The organism is Leptospira semungkisensis (assembly GCF_004770055.1).
GTDB classification, from domain to species: Bacteria; Spirochaetota; Leptospiria; order Leptospirales; family Leptospiraceae; genus Leptospira_B; species Leptospira_B semungkisensis.
Genome location: NZ_RQEP01000019.1, coordinates 703778 through 720964, shown reverse-complemented (window position 1 = coordinate 720964; position 17187 = coordinate 703778). Strand labels below are relative to the sequence as shown.

15 protein-coding genes are annotated in these 17187 nt (G+C 43.5%); 6 read left to right on the top strand and 9 right to left on the bottom strand.

Annotated elements, in window-relative coordinates:
* Window positions 1-54 precede the first annotated feature (54 nt).
* Complete coding sequence (locus EHO59_RS17575) at window positions 55-1110, top strand: class I fructose-bisphosphate aldolase (protein ID WP_135589738.1); 1056 nt, start codon at window positions 55-57, stop codon at window positions 1108-1110.
* 152 nt (window positions 1111-1262) lie between these two features.
* Window positions 1263-2243 carry a cysteine synthase A gene (locus EHO59_RS17570; protein WP_135589737.1) on the top strand — a complete coding sequence of 327 codons (981 nt, stop codon included), beginning with the start codon at window positions 1263-1265 and terminating at the stop codon, window positions 2241-2243.
* On the opposite strand, the gene EHO59_RS17565 is transcribed toward EHO59_RS17570, so the two are convergent.
* Entirely contained in the window at window positions 2240-3235 is a 996-nt protein-coding gene (locus EHO59_RS17565) for an LA_0442/LA_0875 N-terminal domain-containing protein (protein WP_246053033.1), read from the bottom strand. The two genes, EHO59_RS17570 and EHO59_RS17565, sit on opposite strands and share 4 nt — an antisense overlap.
* A 152-nt stretch (window positions 3236-3387) precedes the next feature.
* Here EHO59_RS17565 and EHO59_RS17560 point away from each other — a divergent pair, with 152 nt between their 5' ends.
* Window positions 3388-3672 (top strand): LIC_11321 family protein, encoded by a 285-nt coding sequence (locus EHO59_RS17560; protein WP_246053031.1) that lies wholly within the window; start codon window positions 3388-3390, stop codon window positions 3670-3672.
* A gap of 82 nt (window positions 3673-3754) precedes the next feature.
* On the opposite strand, the gene EHO59_RS17555 is transcribed toward EHO59_RS17560, so the two are convergent.
* The 7 genes from EHO59_RS17555 to EHO59_RS17525 all read right to left on the bottom strand — a co-directional run bounded on the left by EHO59_RS17555 (window position 3755) and on the right by EHO59_RS17525 (window position 12288).
* Window positions 3755-4705 (bottom strand): LIC11086 family outer membrane transporter, encoded by a 951-nt coding sequence (locus EHO59_RS17555; protein WP_246053029.1) that lies wholly within the window; start codon window positions 4703-4705, stop codon window positions 3755-3757.
* Between the two features lie 41 nt (window positions 4706-4746).
* Window positions 4747-5610, bottom strand: coding sequence for a hypothetical protein (locus EHO59_RS17550; protein WP_246053027.1), 864 nt, complete (start codon window positions 5608-5610; stop codon window positions 4747-4749).
* Between the two features lie 193 nt (window positions 5611-5803).
* Window positions 5804-6952: a methanobactin export MATE transporter MbnM gene (locus EHO59_RS17545; protein ID WP_135589734.1), complete on the bottom strand. Its 1149-nt coding sequence runs from the start codon at window positions 6950-6952 to the stop codon at window positions 5804-5806.
* Between the two features lie 44 nt (window positions 6953-6996).
* Window positions 6997-7950: an MbnP family copper-binding protein gene (locus tag EHO59_RS17540; protein WP_135589733.1), complete on the bottom strand. Its 954-nt coding sequence runs from the start codon at window positions 7948-7950 to the stop codon at window positions 6997-6999.
* A gap of 140 nt (window positions 7951-8090) precedes the next feature.
* Window positions 8091-8543 (bottom strand): LIC_11090 family protein, encoded by a 453-nt coding sequence (locus EHO59_RS17535; protein WP_135589732.1) that lies wholly within the window; start codon window positions 8541-8543, stop codon window positions 8091-8093.
* Window positions 8540-8851, bottom strand: a complete 312-nt coding sequence (locus EHO59_RS17530) for a hypothetical protein (protein WP_135589731.1) — start codon at window positions 8849-8851, stop codon at window positions 8540-8542. Before EHO59_RS17530 ends, EHO59_RS17535 begins: the two co-directional genes overlap by 4 nt.
* A gap of 68 nt (window positions 8852-8919) precedes the next feature.
* Window positions 8920-12288, bottom strand: a complete 3369-nt coding sequence (locus EHO59_RS17525) for a methylmalonyl-CoA mutase family protein (RefSeq protein ID WP_135589730.1) — start codon at window positions 12286-12288, stop codon at window positions 8920-8922.
* A 240-nt stretch (window positions 12289-12528) separates the two neighbouring features.
* Between EHO59_RS17525 and EHO59_RS17520 the strand changes: the two genes are divergently transcribed.
* The 3 genes from EHO59_RS17520 to EHO59_RS17510 are packed head-to-tail and all read left to right on the top strand — an operon-like array spanning window position 12529 to window position 16250.
* Window positions 12529-13500, top strand: a complete 972-nt coding sequence (locus tag EHO59_RS17520) for a phosphatase PAP2 family protein (protein WP_135589729.1) — start codon at window positions 12529-12531, stop codon at window positions 13498-13500.
* Window positions 13501-13503: 3 nt separating this feature from the next.
* The gene (locus tag EHO59_RS17515) at window positions 13504-14799 is read left to right on the top strand and encodes an oligosaccharide flippase family protein (protein ID WP_135589728.1); all 1296 of its coding nucleotides are present in this window, start codon (window positions 13504-13506) and stop codon (window positions 14797-14799) included.
* Window positions 14796-16250 (top strand): hypothetical protein, encoded by a 1455-nt coding sequence (locus tag EHO59_RS17510; RefSeq protein WP_246053025.1) that lies wholly within the window; start codon window positions 14796-14798, stop codon window positions 16248-16250. Before EHO59_RS17515 ends, EHO59_RS17510 begins: the two co-directional genes overlap by 4 nt.
* Here EHO59_RS17510 and EHO59_RS17505 read toward each other — a convergent pair.
* Window positions 16247-17146 (bottom strand): ATP-binding response regulator, encoded by a 900-nt coding sequence (locus EHO59_RS17505; RefSeq protein ID WP_135589727.1) that lies wholly within the window; start codon window positions 17144-17146, stop codon window positions 16247-16249. The genes EHO59_RS17510 and EHO59_RS17505 overlap by 4 nt on opposite strands.
* Window positions 17147-17187: the final 41 nt, after the last annotated feature.

Genomic DNA, 17187 nt, shown 5'->3' with positions numbered 1-17187 from the left:
TAGGCTTTTCCCCAAAACTAGTCACCAGATCGATAAATCCATAAGGTATTAGGAATGTTAGATAAAATCAAGAGCGCGCTCGGCGCGGAAGCGGATTCACTGTTAAATCACGTTTCCAAAACGATCCCTAAGGAGCATCTCACCATCCCGGGACCGAATTATATAGACGAAATCTTCTCCAAATCGGACAGAAGCAACTCTGTTCTTAGAAATTTCCAATCCATCTACAATACTGGTCGTTTAGCTGGGACAGGTTATCTTTCCATTCTTCCGGTAGACCAAGGGATTGAGCATAGCGCTGGGGCTTCTTTCGCTAAGAACCCTGCGTATTTCGATCCGGAAAATATCGTGAAGCTTGCCATCGAGGGAGGATGTAACGCTGTTGCTTCCACTTTAGGAGTGCTCGGTCTCGTTTCTCGTAAGTATGCGCATAAGATTCCTTTCGTAGTGAAGATTAATCATAACGAACTCTTAAGCTATCCTAACAAATTCGATCAGATCCTGTTCGCTAACGTTGAGCAGGCTTTCGACATGGGAGCTGCAGCAGTTGGAGCGACTATCTATTTCGGTTCCGACGAAAGTTCCAGACAGATCCAAGAGATCTCCGAAGCATTCCATAGAGCTCATGAACTCGGACTGGTAACCATTCTTTGGGCGTACCTCAGAAATGATGGGTTCAAGAATGATAAGGCTGATTATCATATCGCTACTGACCTTACGGGACAAGCAAACCATTTGGCTGCTACCATCGAGGCAGATATCGTTAAGCAAAAGTTGCCTGAGACTAATTTAGGCGGATTTAGAGATCTGAAATTCGGTAAGAAGGATGATAAGATGTATACTGATCTTTCTTCCGATCATCCGATCGATATGGCGAGATACCAAGTAGCAAACTGCTATATGGGCAAAGTAGGACTGATCAACTCCGGCGGACCTTCCGGTTCCAACGACTTAGGTGACGCTGTTAAGGCCGCAGTCATCAATAAGAGAGCGGGTGGAATGGGACTCATTTCCGGTAGAAAGGCTTTCCAAAAGCCTATGAAGGACGGAGTGGCTCTTCTGAACGCTATCCAAGATGTGTATCTTTCTAAGGATGTTACCATCGCTTAATTAGAAGATTCTAATAAAGAAAAGTCCCGTTTGGCAAAACATACAAATCGAACGGGATGCGAGGGGGAAGGTTAATCGCGAAGAATTGCGGTTTGCTTTCCCTTTTTTATTTTGTGAATTTAGATTATATTATATATTTTTGAAGGAAAGACATGAAGATCCAAAAAGGTTTCGTAGACAGCATTGGAAATACTCCACTTATCCGTTTGAACTATTATTCAGATCTCACTGGTTGCGAGATCCTAGGCAAGGCCGAGTTCTTAAATCCGGGAGGTTCCGTAAAGGATAGGGCCGCCTTATTCATTATCCAAGAAGCGGAGAAGAAGGGTCTACTAAAACCGGGAGGCACTGTAGTCGAAGGAACTGCCGGAAACACCGGTATAGGTCTTGTTCATATTTGTAATGCGAAGGGCTACAAATGTCTAATCGTGATCCCGGATACTCAATCCAAGGAGAAGATAGATCTTTTGAGAGCCTTAGGCGCCGAAGTGAGGACAGTTCCTGCGGTTCCCTATAAGGATCCTGGAAACTATGTAAAGGTGTCCGCAAGAATCGCAGAAGAGACTCCGAATGCAATTTGGGCCAATCAATTCGATAACGTTGCTAATAGGCTTGCTCATTTTCAAACCACCGGCCCGGAGATCTGGGAGCAAACAGAAGGCAAAATAGATGCATGGCTCGCTTCTCTTGGAACGGGAGGAACCTTTGCAGGAACCGCTATGTTCTTAAAGAGCAAGAATCCTAAGATCAAAACGATCGTTGCGGAGCCATTCGGTTCAGCAATTTATAATTTTGTAAAGAAGGGAGAGTTATCTTCCGAAGGAAATTCTTTTACGGAAGGGATCGGGAACGGAAGGATTACCGAGAACATGAAGGATGCTCCCTTTGACGACGCGATCCGGATTTCCGACCAGGAATGTTTAGAAACGATCTATACTCTTTTGAGAAAAGACGGACTATTTGTAGGAGGATCTACTGGGATCAATGTGGCTGCTGCGGTGAAATTGGCTAAGGAGCTTGGACCGGGCCACACTCTTGTGACTGTTCTTTGTGATAGTGGAGCCAGATACCAGTCCAGGCTATACGACAAGGACTGGTTGGCTTCTAAAGGGTATTCGATTCCTGAGATCTAGAAAGCGCTTACGTATCTAAGTTCGCTTCGATACTCGCGCAATGCTCCACCGCCGCCAGAGGCAAGAGTGGTCATATTGCTCTTGAAATTGAATCCTTCTTGGACGGATTCTCCGGAAGGAGTTTGGATGATATTATGAGTGGCCCATTGTTTTCCTAAGAAGTAACTTTGTGCCAACTGTGCTAGATACAATCCTACTGCGAGTCCAAGGCCTGTATGGCTATAGGTCTCGTATTGGTGTTGGTTATGTTTATCCTTATTGTATTCGGAAAATGCATCCGTCTGTAGCTTAGCAATGTATACGGAAGAATTCGGGATCCCTGCCGCTTGGATCTGAGCATACGTAACAGGATCTTCGAAGAGCATTTTGCTCATTCTGTTTTCTGCCTTATTCTTTTGAACGGTGGCTGCTTGGCTGCCTCCGATAGCTACGATGATGGAAAGTCCGATGATCACCTGATATGTTCTTGCATAGGTATCTTTCTTCATGAGAGAAAGTCCCCAGCCAGGGAGGATCGCAGATTTCCAAACAGGTTCCCAAGGATTGCGGTTCTTAGAGATGTACTCTTCCCAACCGCCGTCTTGTTCATCTATATATTTTTCGATGAGTGCTAATCTCTTTTGAACAACCTTATAGCTGTTCTCTTTGATCATTTGCTCGAGCACTAACGTATCTAGTTGCTCTTCTTTCTCCGTCTTCTTTCCATCTTTGTTTAATTTCTTTTTCTCCGCCTCGAAGATCTTTCCGAGTTCACCTTCGTCCTTGATGTCTTTGAAGATGATTTTTAGGATCTGTGATTTCGGGATGGTTTGTCTTTTAGTATCCTTTAATATCGTAACCGCGTCTGTGGATTGGTCTATGACCGTTCCGTAGGTTTTTTCTCCGTTCTTGAATAGAACGGTTTCCGAAAATATTTGTCCGGAAGAAAGAAGCACAAGTAAAGTACCGACCAGGGTGGCCCTTTTTCCCAGAATGGAACTGCGAGGATTCATTATTTTATTTCCTATTTGTGAATAAGTTTAGCTTTCGCTTTTCTTTTTCACCTTCGGAAGCGGGGAGAGTCAACGTAAAAATAAGATCCTATTTTTGGAATTCAGGGATTTTTCCTTGCCTAGGCAAGCTCTTGAGAAATAAATTCATTCGTATGAGACGAGTCTCGGCGTTTTATCCGATCTTGCTATGCTGTTTACTCCCCATCTGGCTTTTCGCTCAGGGTTCTTCCCCAAAAAAAGAAGCGGGACCTAATCCTTCGGAGAATTCTAAACCTAAGAAGGAAGGAAAAAGCCAAAAGCAGGGATGTTGCAGGATCAAATACGAAGGCGGCGGCATCGATTATTTTCCTGCAACGGAAGAAGAATGCGTGGCTAAGCCCGGCTTTCAGAGTTTTCAGCAAGATTCGGCTCTTTGCTTTCAATCTCTCTGGGATTGATTCCACTACTTAGAGTTCCGATCGGGATCGGATCACGCGACTCTATTAAATAGTTATTTTCTATATTATAATTTACTTTTTGTTAAAGTTTCTCCGAGGCTTCTTTATCTACCTTAGAAACCTTGTATTCGGGAAGTTCAAACGAGATAGAAGCTGTGATCGCATAATCGTAGAGTCTGATCTCAGGATCTCGGATCAGAGGAAGTCTTCCTACAAGTGTTCCATAGACTCCTTTTACGATTCCTAAGTTGAATCCAAGGCTTGCTTCCTGAACGGATTTAGGAAAAGTTCTTTTGTTATTCTCTTTTTCTTCCAAAAGACTCCCGCCTCCGATCACATTCACATAGGGAGTTCTATAAAGATATCCTGCGAGAAGGCTGAAATCCTTATTTACGAAATATGTAATGTAAGCAAACCATTGGGTCACTTTTTCCGTACTAGGGTTTGTTTCTGTTTGAGATCCGGGAGGATTTTGGGCCCAATAAGGAAGTCCTGATTGTGCTTCGAGACTTGCATGATCCTTAGAAAGAGGAAAGATGCCCGAAGCTCGTACCAAGAATAACCATTGCTTCCAAGTGGCACCCAGGGTAAGATTCGCAATCCCTGAATAATAATCTCCTCCAGCGAATCTATCTGTATCAGCTCCCGAAGGAAATCCTAGTCTTCCCTCCAATAAAAAGAAGAATGGCCAGCCCGTATCTATCAAAGGATTCCATTTTGCTCCTAGATATGCTTTTCCGTATCTCGCGGCATCTTGTCTGTCCTTCTGTTCATAATACGTCCAAGGAACGCTGAAGTTCATGGCAAACTTTCCTTCTGCGAAATTCAATTCTGTAAATGCAGTAGTAGTGTATAGGTTCGAATTATCTAAGGTCCCTTTTTGAAAATCTTCCGTGATCGTTACGTAGTCCGCGGGCCTTTCTTTCTTTCCTGCAAAAGGATCGATAAATCTCGTAGAGGAGGTTATATTTTGTCCTTCTCCTGCATGGTGAGCGAATAAAGCAGAACTTCCCAATAGAAGAAGGGGAAGCAAAATGATTCGATATGATATGAGATTTGCTTTGTGTATATTTTTTAAAGACATGAATAAAATACCAGAGTTTGGCCTTCGTATCCTAGGTTATTTAGGATTTCAGAATATAGGTTAGAGTTTTGAAAGTCGTTGATGGTGAGTTCTGAAATTCCTAAGGAATAAACGGAATCCAAAAGAGAAAAAGAAGAGCTTGGTCTGGATTTTAAGAGTCCATCTACTCTAAATCCCAACGATAAAGGGACAGACTGTTTATACGGAGTTTCTAAATTACAAGAAGGTTCTATTTGAAAACTCACATCTCGCAGTTCAATATGGATCTTTCTTGTAGAAGAATCGGATATCCGAGTGATTATTAGGTCGAGAAAGACTGCAGAATATTCCCCATAAATATGAGAGATACTTCCGTACGGAACTGGAGGGAAAGGGGAGAGATTCTGTGATTTTACAGGACCAGTGAGAGATTCGAAATCAGAAATGGAAATATCTCCTGATTCGAAACTACCGCGAATCCCATATCTCTTTGCATACGAACCTGTTCCAACACTTCCGGATCCTTCCGAACCTCCTGAATGCAAGGAATGAAAATCTGCCTGATTCGAATGAGAGAGACCGAATAAGGTATCAGGAGCTTGGAATAGAAAATACAAACTCTTTAACACCAATGTATTCTCAGCGATACTCACTGAGTAGTTTGTAGAATTTCCGGAGATTTGAAATGAGGAAAGATCGGTATCTCCTTGGTCATCCGAATAATAGATCCAGGGAGAAATATTCGTCCTCCTTTCATCTACAAGTCGCAGAAAGGATTGGAATATTTCCGAACGTTCTTCCGTTGCATTTCCCAAGTTTCCGAACGCGCAGTTCTGGAGAAGAGTTGCTGCTAAGATCGATTTGCCAAACGTCAAATAAATCGATTTTGAAAAATCTAAAAATATCGCTTTCGCTAATCTAAGAAGGATTGGTTTTGTAAATTTAAAGAAAGGCAACCCTTCAAATTTTAATAAAGCCTTCCTTTTGAGCGAAATAGATATTGCTCTGCTAAGAGCAAAGATCCATTTTAAAATTATATCAATAAAATTGAATATATTCTTCTTCATGTCAAAAAGGGCTCGCAAATGCCGGGTTCGTAACGAAGTTCTCGTCTGTGAGACTTTTTAAGAATTCCACAAGGTCCAGTTTCTCCGATTCTGATAAGGAAAAGCTCCTTACGAAAGGATCCTTGTTTGGATTTAAGGTTCCGTCCCCACTTCCTCCGTTTGCATAATGGTTGATCACTGATAGAAGGTCCGGAAGAGAACCATCATGCATATAAGGAGCGGTTAGCTCCACGTTCCTAAGAGAAGGTGCTCTGAATTTTCCTCGATCAGCTTCGGAGAATGTGAACTCATACAGTCCTCCGTTCGGACTCGTGAAGTTAGAAGAATCTAAGCCGTTATTATGGAATGTAACTTCTTCAAAAACCGTTCCGGTATGTAAGATTGTATCCGTAAAATTAAAGCCTCCATGGCAATGAAAGCATTCTCCTCTTTCTCCGAAGAATAGGTTCTTTCCTCGGATGGCAGATGCGCTGAGGGCGCTTATATCTCCGGATTGAAATCTGTCATACGCTGAATTCCCGGAGATCAAACTTCTTTGAAAGCTAGCTAATGCTTTTGTAATATTCAAAATAGAGAATGGGTTTGGATCTTTCGGGAATGCTGCATGAAATAGGGAAGGGTAGATAGGGTCGTTTTCTAGTCTGGAAAGCAAAAGATCTTCCTTGTCCTTCATTCCTAATTCGATCGGATTGTCTCCGAACATGGGAACTCTCGCCTGATCCTCTAAATTCTTTAAGAGAGGATTTGCCCAAGTTAGTCTTAGATTATAGACGGCATTGGAAAGATGCTGCGCATTTCTGGGATGAGACTGTCCAGTAGAGCCCGAAGAGACAGCAAGTCCGTCCGTAAATGCCTTGTCTTGCTGGTGGCAACTGGCGCAGGCCTGGCTCTTATTCTCTGAGAGTTCTGTTTCGTAGAAGAGATGCCGCCCTAAGTTCACCTTCTCCAGAGTCATTGGATTATTCTCCGGGATCTTTGGCCTGGGAAATCCGTTGGGAAGATCCCAGATATAAGGAGTTCCTTCCGAAGATTCTTGGCCCAAGAGCAGTAAGCCTGCCTGCAGATCTTTTCCTTGTTCTTTACCTATGCCTATGGATCCGCATCCTATGACAGAAAATAATAATATTGTAATGAGTAATATTTCTTTCATCCTGGGTTTCGCCTCGGCCGCATTTTAAAGACCGAGGCTCTCCTTTATTTGGAAACTATGCTGAATACGGATTGGGCCGTGGAACCGGAGTTGCCGCTAGAATAATCCAATCCGAAATTAGGATACACAACAGAGCAGTTGCTATCCATGGCTCCCATGGAATGACAGGACTTGCTTCCTCCTCCGGAAGTGCTGATATCCCATCCTACAAATGCTTTCTTGAGATCGAATTGGATCTCTTGCGTGATAGGATTGAATCCTTCGATAGGACTGAGTTCAATCCGAGCTCGATTGGAATTCGCACAGCTATAAGTTCCCGGAGAAGGTTCTGTGCAACCCGAGGATCCTAAATGAAGAACCGCAGAATTTCCGGGAGAGAGGGAATCGTTGGAATAGAATTCTCCCACGAAGAATCTGTATCCCATGGTCCAGCCCCAGGCCATTCCTGAAATATTCAAAGGACTAGGAGATGTGCTATAGTCGATATGATTCAGACTTTCGGGAACTCCTAATGTGAATCGGATGGTCTTGTATTGTTTATTCTCCAGTGCCGTTTGCACGATCTTGTTCATATCGCTTGTGCCGGTGCAACTTCCTGTTGCATTCTCGAAATCTAATAGAGTCACTCCAGAGTATTGCCAGGTACCGTTATCCGGAATGTTTAGAACGATAATATTATCATTCTCATCCACTAACTCGAATTCGGAAACGTAGAATCTCAGATCCTTGAGCCCGATCGGCATGACCCCAGCCACATGCAACGCATGTACCGTAGAACTCGAATGGCTTTCACCATGCCCGCTGATTTCCTGTCCGCAAACTGCTTCGCTATCTCCTACAACGGCGTGAAAGGAAATGCCTGTGGGTTTGGAAGATGAGCCTAAGGCCTTACTTCCGGCTAAGAGAGCTAAGCTTGCATTAGAGCTTGAAGATCCCTCGCAATTTTGAAAAAAGAGCGCGAAAGAAAATACAAGCGCGCAAATATATATATATTTCATAATATTCTCCTGATGTGGGGGAAGGTATGTTTCTTCCGCCACGCAATAGTTGCATGTTAGGAGGTTCCAATAGGTAGAATAGGTATATGAGGCCCTTCCCATCCAAAAAGAACCGTTCTATTTTATATCTTTATAAAGGGTTAGGAGAATCGAGGGGGCTTTTCTAGATCGGAGGTGAGTTCTATTCCCAAATCTCTTGGGATCCAAGAAAGAAGATCCGAATGAAGAGCGATCGGAAGTAGAGAACTTCCTTTTTCATAAGAAGAATAGAATTGAGCACAGATCGTTCCGGTAAATAGAGCAAACTTATCCTTTGCTTTTTTACAAGCGCATTTATGAGTCTCTCCGGACTTAGCGGAATGGCAGTCGGGCAAGCTCTTGGAATGATGATCATGATCTTTGTGATCATCTGCGGATGCTAGTTTGGACTTGAATTTGGAATCTTCTTCGCTTGCGTGTTTTTCTGTTCTGCTGGCGTGATTGCATTCGCAGAGTTTGATCTCTCCTGCGAGAAGACCAGAAAACCAACCGCTACCGAAGACTAAACTTTGAAATATAAGGCAATTTGTTAGAACGGCGCAGATTCCCTTCATTGTAAGGAGATCTTTAGCCTATTGAGGACTGCTTTGAGTCCCTCGCTCGTTTTGATTTCTACCGGGATGGATTTGGACTTCAACTCGGCGAGCAGTTTCAGGATCCGATTCAATATGAGAGAAGGAATGGCAACGACGCTTTCTAGATCCAATTCAACCAGGCTCGGTTGGGTCTCCTGGATCTTTTGTAGGATCAGGCTGATCTCTTCTGTTTCTACCGCGCAGACATTCCTGACAAAAACCACTCTAAAGCGCTTTTTGTCGGCATATACATGAGTCTCGGTAAACTGTATCGCGGAGGAAGTCATGGCCACTTACCAGATTTTGCATTTCGAATTTCCAAGGGAAACAAAAAAAGAACTAGTTCTTTTGATTTCTACATGCTTCTTCTGTACTGACCGCCTACTTCGTACAGTGCGTTGGTCATTTGTCCGAGGGAGCAAACCTTGCCTGTTTCCATTAGGGCTTCAAATCCGTTCTCTCCGGAGAGGCAGGACTCTTGCAATTTCTTGAGAGCATCCTGAGAGTTTGCCTTATTCCTAAAATGGAAGGCCTCCAATTCGCCGATCTGAGCCTTCTTCTCTTCTTCCGTAGAACGAATGACTTCGTCAGGAAGAATAGTTGGAGAGCCGTCTTTCCCGAGGAAGGTATTCACCCCAATGACAGGAATATCTCCCGTATGTTTCTTATGTTCGTATTCCAGGGACTCTTCTTGTATCTTATTTCTTTGATACATTCTCTCCATAGCGCCCAAGACTCCTCCTCTTTCGGAGATTCGCTTGAACTCGGTAAGAATTGCATCTTCTACTAGATCGGAAAGCTCCTCTATGATGAAGGAACCTTGGATAGGATTTTCATTTTTTGCCAAGCCCAGCTCTCGGTTGATGATGAGCTGGATCGCCATTGCCCTTCTTACGGATTCTTCCGTAGGAGTAGTGATCGCCTCGTCATACGCATTGGTATGAAGGCTGTTACAATTGTCATAAATAGCGTATAATGCTTGAAGTGTAGTTCGGATATCGTTGAAGGCGATCTCCTGAGCATGTAATGAGCGTCCTGAAGTTTGGATATGATACTTCAGCATTTGAGAACGCTCTCCAGCCGCATACTTGTACTTCATACTCTTTGCCCAGATCCTTCTCGCGACTCTGCCGATCACAGCATATTCAGGATCGATCCCATTCGAGAAGAAGAAGGAGAGATTCGGAGCGAAGTCGTCTATCTTCATTCCTCTGGAAAGATAATATTCCACAAACGTAAATCCGTTCGCAAGAGTGAATGCAACCTGAGTGATCGGATTTGCTCCCGCTTCCGCGATATGATAGCCTGAGATGGAAACAGAGTAGAAGTTACGGACCTTATTCCAGATAAAATATTCCTGGATGTCTCCCATGAGTTTGAGAGCAAATTCTGTGGAGAAGATACAAGTATTCTGGGCTTGGTCTTCTTTCAGAATGTCTGCCTGCACAGTTCCTCTCACAGCAGTAAGAGTTTCTAATTTAATTTTTTCGTATGTATCTTTGGGAAGGATCTGATCTCCGGTCACTCCCAAGAGCAAAAGTCCCAATCCGTCGTTACCGTCAGGAATACTTCCTTTATAAATTGGTACTGGTGCTCCTTTTTGAGCGTAGATCTCTTTGATCTTTTTCTTGGCTTCTTCTGCTTTTCCTTCTGCGTGCAAATACTTCTCACAGGTTTGGTCTACAGCAGCATTCAAGAAGAAGGAGAGTAGCATGGGAGCCGGTCCGTTGATCGTCATAGAGACGGATGTGGAAGGATTGCAAAGATCGAAACCGGAGTATAATTTCTTAGCATCATCGAGAGTCGCAATACTCACTCCTGAGTTCCCGATCTTACCGTAGATGTCGGGGCGAAGTCCTGGATCTTCTCCGTACAAGGTGACAGAGTCGAAGGCAGTACTCAAACGTTGTGCGGGCATTCCTTTGCTTACATAATGGAATCTAGCGTTTGTTCTTTCGGGTCCACCTTCTCCCGCAAACATACGAGTTGGATCCTCTCCGGTGCGCTTGAATGGGAATACTCCAGCCGTATAAGGGAACTCTCCCGGAAAATTCTCGGAATAAGACCATTTTACGATCTCTCCCCAGTTCCTAAACTTGGGCACTGCAACCTTGGGAATATTCAGATTACTTAATGATTTTGTAAAGTTCGGGACCTTGATCTCTTTGTCCCTTACAGTATAGCTAAAGAATTCGCCCGAGTATTTAGCAACCTTCGCATCCCAATTTTTTAAGATTAGTCTAGTCTCAGGATGCAATTTGGATTCTAGTTTGGAATATTCCTCTTCCAGATCGGAAGAATTTTTTCCTCTTTCTTTCAATACTTCGATGGCGCCATGGATTCGATAGAGGATTTCAGCGTTTTTAGATTCCTTCTGGACAAATGTATCGAACTTCTCACATTCTTCTGCGATCTCGGATAAGTATCTTTGTCTGTCTGGGGGAATGATATGGATCTTTTGGCTGGATTCAGCACTCGATTCCAAAGAGGATTTCCAACCCAGATCGAATTTCTTATTTAGCTCTCGGATCAATGAAACGTATAGATTATTCGTTCCCGGATCGTTGAATTGGGAAGCAATCGTTCCGAACACAGGCATTTCTTCCGGTCTTTGTTCGAATAATTTGCGGGATCTTTGGAATTGCTTTTGCACATCCCGAATCGCATCCTGAGCTCCTCTCTTGTCGCATTTATTGACCGCGATAAGATCTGCATAGTCGATCATATCAATTTTTTCTAATTGAGTTGCCGCTCCGAATTCAGGTGTCATCACGTAAAGTGAAAGATCCGAAACCTCGGTAATCTCAGAGTCGCTCTGGCCGATTCCTGCAGTCTCTACGATCACTAAATCAAACTCGGAACTTCTTAATACTTCTAGACTTTTCTTTACGTTTCGATTGAGAGCGATATTTGCCTCTCTGGTAGCAAAGGATCTCATGAATACTCTTGGATGAGAGATTGAATTCATTCGGATCCTATCTCCGAGTAATGCTCCTCCTGTCTTTCTCTTAGAAGGATCTACCGAAATGATCGCGATGGTCTTGTCTTCGAAGTCATGAATAAAGCGTCTGACTAATTCGTCAGTAAGAGAGGATTTTCCTGCTCCTCCTGTTCCTGTAATTCCTAAGATAGGGATCTGTTTTTTGGAAGTAGGGAAGTCCAGCTTTTCTGGATTCGTAGGATTCGATTCTGAAAGAGTGTTTTCAACGAGAGTAATGGATTCCGCAATCGCTATCGGATTTCTTTTCTTCAACTCGGCAAATAAGTTCCCATTGAATTTATTGGGAGGAAGGAAATCGGATTTGAGAAGAAGATCGTTAATCATTCCTTGCAAACCCAAGGAGCGTCCATCGTCCGGAGAATAGATCTTTGCTACTCCATAGTTTTCTAATTCACGGATCTCACTCGGAAGAATTGTACCTCCTCCGCCTCCGAATACCTTGATATGACCGCATCCTCTCTCTTTCAAAAGGTCTATCATGTATTTGAAATATTCTACATGCCCGCCTTGGTAGCTTGTAACAGCAATCCCTTGCACATCCTCTTGGATCGCGCAATCGACTATTTCCTGAACGGAGCGGTTATGGCCCAAATGTACCACCTCTGCTCCGGAGGATTGGAGTATCCTTCTCATAATATTGATGGAAGCATCGTGTCCGTCGAATAGAGAAGCTGCGGTCACGAACTTTAATTTGTTCTTAGGGATGTAGATTTCTGGTTCCATATTAAAAACTCCTAATGTATTCGGTAAGGACTTTGGGATCTTTTGATCCGTTCTACCGGATTTTCACATTAGCTGAACTTTGTTTGTTTTGTTCTTTAGAAAACGATCGTTCAATAATTTCAGTGCTTATTTCTATCTTGTAATAAGAATCCGAATCTATCAACCGAGATTTTGGTTTCGGGTGTCTTTGCCCTTAAATACTTTTTGCAATGAGAAGCCGATCCTTATACTTTCGTTTTTATGAATTGGGAACAAGTTTTATGGAAAGAGTATCTCTTCTCCAACTCTCCTTTGGAAGCGCTTCATATTTCTTTTTTGAAACCGCTTTTAGATCCTCTAACTATAACATTTCATTATTTGGGATCCAGCCTATTCTTCATGGCCTTGGTCTCCATTGTTTATCTTTGCATAGATAGAAAGCTTGGGATCAGAATGACTTTAGGCCTTCTTCTTGCCGGGATCTTGAATGGGACCTGCAAGGCGCTACTTACTTCTCCCAGGCCGATCGGTTTGCCTTATCCTGCCGAGTTAGGTCTCATGGAAAGTTCGTATGGATTTCCATCCGGACATGTGCAGACTGCAGTGGTTCTATACGGAACTTTGTTCCTTCATCTTAGAATAGGTTGGGTCCGTGGCGTCACTGGATTTGCAATCCTGTTCATGCCGATTGCAAGGATGTATGCCGGACTTCATTTCTTAGGAGATGTGATTGGGGGATTCCTTCTCGGATTATTTGTGTTATTCGGACTTGAGTTCTGGTTCCAAAGAGATTCATCCTTATTAGAAGCTTCTTATCAAGGAGAAGGTCCAAGCTCGAGTAGACTCAAGTCATATCTCCTTCTTCTCATTGCACTGACTTTTCCAACAGTGCTTCTGCAAGATGTAAACTTGCCGGAATCCACAAATAAATCTTGGGAGCAGGTGATCGCAGCCGCCGGTTCTCTTGCAGGCTTTGGGATCGCAATTCTGCAAAATAAAAAGTCAGGTGTGGACTGGAAGAATGTGACCGGAGTCTTAGAATTTCTGGTTCGGATCGGGGTAGTGATCCTGGGAATCATCGTCTTTTACGTAGCGATCGGAAAACTTCTCTCCGTACTTCTACCGGAAAATCCGGTTGCCAGATACCTGAGGTACGGGATCGTATGCTACTATATCGGCTACCTCTCTCCCTTTCTCTTAAAGAGAATTCGCGGAGGAACCTATTTGATTTGAAGAATGGTCCGGCTCTCTACTCCCTTACAATCCTTTACGGAAACCTTCAAAAGACTAAGGGCGTCCGGATTCATCCGCAGCTTCTTTTCGGTAGGCTCATCCAAGGTAGTAGCCTCTCTACTGAACTTCGTTTTCATGGTGTATTCCGTTCGCATTCTGAGCAAGAATGAGAACGGATTCTTCCAATATTATTCAGGCTTTCTTCCCGTATTATTAGCGATCGCCGAGTTCGGACTTCCTGCTGCGATGGTCCGTTATCTCTCTCCGATGACGGAGGACAAAAGACGAATAGGAGTACTACTCGCTTCTTCTCTTTGGATCAAATGGATGGCACTATTCGTTTTGATCGTGGTAACAGTGGTTGCTGCATTTTTCTTGAGAGAGAATGCGTTAGCCGCCTTTCTTTTAGTATTCGGGAGCTTTGTTCTTTCTTTCAATTCTTACTTTGAAAGTATCTTTGTTTCCTTCGGACAATACCAATCTCTTTCCATTTGGTATCCTCTTCCGAACTTGATTCGGCTTTTGATCCTATACTTTGCGGATCAGTTTAGCGCTCGTGCTCTGAATCACTTGGATATCTTGGCGGTCTTTTCGATTGCACCTGCATTCACGATCGTACTGTTCTTTTTCTTATTCCCTCGCGAAAAATTGAATTGGTCCGGGGATCGAGCTGAGATCCAACAGCAAACCAAGGACTTAGCCTCTTTCAATCGGTATGCGTTTCTTGCCTCCTTGTTTGCAATCGTATCCGACAGAATGGAATTATTCTTTTTGAATAAATATCATTCCAACGAATCCGTTGCCGCTTACGGAGTTGCCTTGCAACCATTCAGCGGGTTTGTGATCTTATTCTCCGTATTGAATTCGATCATTTATCCGAAATTATCTAGGCTTACTGAAAATAAGGAATTCACCGGATACTTGGCCAAGTCTATGCTAATGGCCTGCGGTTTCGCACTTGCTCTTGCGCCTTGGGTTTTCTTGGGAGATTGGTTTTTCTCCGCGCTCTTTTCCGGAAAGTACCCTGAATCTGTTCCTGTCTTTCAATTGCTCTATCCGAATTATCTATTTCAGTTGATCTTCTCTCCTTTGGGCATGGCTCTTTTTGCCCTGGGACAGCCCAGACTTCTTGCCATGCTTGCATTGGTGAGATTAGTATTCGGATTGGTATTGGATAATTTGCTGATTCCTGAATATGGGACTATGGGTGCCGCAGGTGCATTCTTCTTAGGGCAAATCCCTTCTTGGCTCTTGCTGAGTGGGTATTTCTTGGCGTACTATAGACCTTCTCAAAAGTGAAGCCTGATCTAAATTTAAAATTCATAATATTCTTATGTATTCTCGGAACTGTTTCTGAATTAAGCGCAGATTCCTATCCTAAATACAGGATGGATGACTCCTCCTTATTGGGCGACGGGATCATTAACGTTAAGTCGAACGGAAGAGCCGCAAATACCACGGCCGACTCCAAGAGTTTTTCCTCTCAATCCGGATTCTATACATCTCTCTATGTTTGGGGAAGGAGCTATTCCCAGAAAGGTGGAGTGAAGGAAGACGCAGCCAGAAAATGGTATGGAAGAGCGACGTTCAGTCCGGAGTTCGGTTGGCAGGGAAAAACAGATCGTACGGAAACATTAGTTCTGGTGTCGCCTATCGTTACCTACGCGGAGAAGGACGATACTCGACTGAATACGTATCGGTTGAGTGACGGAGAAGCATTGGTTTCTTCTCGAATTACTATTTCAGAGTTTCGTTTTCGTGCAGAAGGGGGAAGGGGATTCCAGCGTTTGGACAAGAACGGATTTCTATTCGCTAACCTTGCTAATTACGGAGAGATAGGTTGGGAATACATGCCTTGGAATATAAGAGGCGCATTCATCGGAGCGGAGTTCCAATCTTCTATCGCTTATTCCAATCGAGACAGAACGGAAGCTCCTTTAAGGATCCAAGGTGGAGATATCGTCTGGGAACCTAAAAAAATCCTCAGTCATTTGAGAGCCTTTCATTATCAATATTCGGAGCCGAGGCAAGAGGCACAGAGAGCGGACTTGTTTAGGAGAGAAGAGCCGTTTCGTCCCTACGGATTTTTTAGATATTCCGGATTGGAATGGGAATCAGAGACATTTTTGAAAACGAAATTAGAAGGCTCGGCCATCCAAGTAGAAGGAAGAAGAGAGAACGGAAACGGTCCGTTTAATTCCCAAAATTCAAGACAGAATACGAACGCTTGGCTTGCTACTTTGGGAGCAACTTGGAAGGAAGAAAGTTACTCTATTTTCTTAAGAGCGTTATACGCCACCAAGGACCCTACATTTCATACGGACCAAAACTCGAACGGATATGCGGGAATAAAAGGAGATCCGAGAGGATACCTTGCGCCTTTTTCTATTCTTCTATTAAGAGATTGGAATGCGAAGCAAGATGCAGTATTCTCGGGAGTGGATTCTCCTAGAAAGCCGATCTATGAGAACTCAGGCCTGCAATACTACCAAACCGGAGTCTCTAAAGAATGGGGAAAGGGTTGGTCCACCACACTCGGAACTGGTTTAGGAATTTCTTATATAGGAAGAGGACTAGAGATTATTGCCGCAAGCGGTTGGAAATCCGAGTCGGGGTATCTGGTCGCAGGAGCAGCGTATGCTTGGGTCCGTCCCGGAATGGACGAGTCGGTAATCTTGGATGAGATTCGAAGGCCGATCCCTACGAGAGAATATTTCAGATGGTATGCTTCCGCAGGGATTCGATTTTAGGCCGGCTGTTCTTTTAGTGCCTGCAATTTTTTAGTGAAGCTGACTTGGTTTCCCTTTTCGTTATAAGAAAGAGAGTCTACATTCATTCTCACGAGGAAAATTCCTCTTCCTGAAAGTTGACTCGCATTCGGATCCTGAACAGGATCTGGAACTCTCGAAGGATCGAAACCTTCTCCCCCGTCTTCTAAGACCACAGTGACCATTGTATCATCATAATCCACTTCTACCTTGATCCATTCTTCTTTTTGTTCGCAGATCTTATCCACATAAGAGAAGTAATCATTTTCTTGGAACATTAGCTCTTGCTTTTGATGATAGGTAATTCTCGCACAACCGTGTTCGATCGCATTTCCGATCAATTCGTACAGGGCAACTTTCAAGGAAAGAAGATCCTCGTTATGCAAGCTTGGAAGATGAGCTAAGGATTTTAGGATCAAATGAACATATTGATTTAAATTACCGAGCCTAGGAAGAAGAGCGAATTTCTGCTTCGATTCTTTGACCTGGAAGAATCTCTTATCCACCAGGTCCTTGCCGGAATAAAATAAATTCTTAAAGCGTAAGAGAGAGTAACGGATCGCCTCCATTCTGAACGGCTTCAAGAAGAAATCGATCGCACCCAGGCGTAATGCGTTGATGGAGATCTGGATATCCTGATTTCCTGTAATGACTATAAAAGGAGTTTCTACTCCTTTCTCTCTCAATTTAGTGATGAATTCTATACCGTTCATCCTGGGAAGGCGGATATCGGTGATGATCAGGTCGAATGTTTCGGATTCTGCCAGACTTAAACCTTGTTCGGCAGTTCCTGCGAGAACTAATTGGTACTCGCTTCCGAAAATTTCCTGGAATAGATCGCGTATGACTTCTTCGTCATCGACGAATAGGATTTTCATAACAAATTCCTAATTCAGAACTTTCGCCTTGCGAAGCAGTT